This is a genomic window from Micromonospora sp. D75 (genome assembly GCF_018070405.1).
GTDB classification, from domain to species: Bacteria; Actinomycetota; Actinomycetes; order Mycobacteriales; family Micromonosporaceae; genus Micromonospora; species Micromonospora chalcea.
Genome location: NZ_JAGPXV010001013.1, coordinates 1 through 1191, shown reverse-complemented (window position 1 = coordinate 1191; position 1191 = coordinate 1). Strand labels below are relative to the sequence as shown.

Sequence of the window (1191 nt, the reverse complement as noted above, 5' to 3'; positions counted from 1 at the left end):
GCCACATCAAGCCCACCGCCGCGGCCACAAGTCCATGATCGACAGGGGCTGGGGTCAGCGGAGGAGGCGGAACAGAAGCAGGTAGACGCAGAACAGCGACGGGGAGACCAGCGCGCAGATCACGAAGCCCAGCGGCACGTACCGCCCGGTCGTGGCCTCACCGCCGGCCAGCGCCGGGCGGCCCCACCGGGCCAGCACGACCTGACCGGCCACGAAGGACAGCAGCGGCACCCCGGCGCAGGACAGCGCCGCCACCAGGTCCAGCCCGGCCACCGGCACCGGCGACCCCACCAGCGCGACAAGCATCAGCAGCGAGCCGACGAGCGCGCAACCGCCGTACACCGCGACCGCCCGGGCCGGCGCCGACCAGGTCGGCAACAGCACCGGCGTGCGGGCCAGCGCGTCGGCCTGCTGCCCGTACCCGTCGGCCTCCCCGGCGAGCCGCTCCGCCGCAGCCAGCTCCGCCGCCGGGTCACCCGCCCGCGGCGCCACACCCGGAGAGGGGTACGCCCCGACGCCCGCCTGCCCCGGCGCGGCGGCTGCGCCGCCGGTCACGCCGTCCCCCGGCCCGGCGCCCGTCCGCCCGCCCGCGTCCTCCCCCCGCCCGGCGCCCGTCCGCCCGCCCACGTCTGCCGCCTCCGGCGCGGCCGGTCCGGCGGCCACCGCAACCGCCGGCGCCGGTACCGAGGTCATCGGCGTGCCGATCGCCTGGCCCAGCCGGTCCAGGTGCTGCCCCTGGGCGACGAGCCGCTGCCCCAGCTTGTCGACGGCGGCCTGCAGGCCACGGCGGCGCTCCGCCTCGGCCGCGATCTCCCGCTCCCCGCCCCGCTGCCGGGTGGACAGCTCCCGCAGCAGCGCCGCGTACTCGTCGAATCCACTCATGGGACATCACTCCCCGCGGCGAACGGCACGATCAGCGCGGTGCGGTGCTCGTGCCGGTCGACGAGCAGCGCGCGGCCCTCGCGCGGCACGTACGCGAGGTCGTGCACGCCGAGGTGCAGGCCCAGGTCGGCGGCGGGCACGTTGAGCGCGACCAGGCCGGTGACGTCGTCGCGCTGCCCGCTGCCGCCCAGGTCGTCGGCGAGCCGGCGCAGCCCGCGCCACCAGCCGAGCACGTGCACCCCGCGCGCGGGCCCCTGGCGCAGCACGGCGCGCAGGTCGTCGTACCCGGAACGGAACGTCGCCGGGTCG

1 protein-coding gene and 1 pseudogene are annotated in these 1191 nt (G+C 78.1%); both read right to left on the bottom strand.

What is annotated here, in order from left to right; genetic code table 11:
* Positions 1-54 precede the first annotated feature (54 nt).
* A complete protein-coding gene (locus KBX39_RS31590) occupies positions 55-882 on the bottom strand; it encodes a hypothetical protein (protein WP_166456881.1) in 828 nt (275 codons plus the stop codon).
* Positions 879-1191: pseudogene (locus KBX39_RS31585) on the bottom strand (cell division protein FtsK); the annotation flags it as partial. The pseudogene KBX39_RS31585 and the gene KBX39_RS31590, both read right to left, overlap by 4 nt.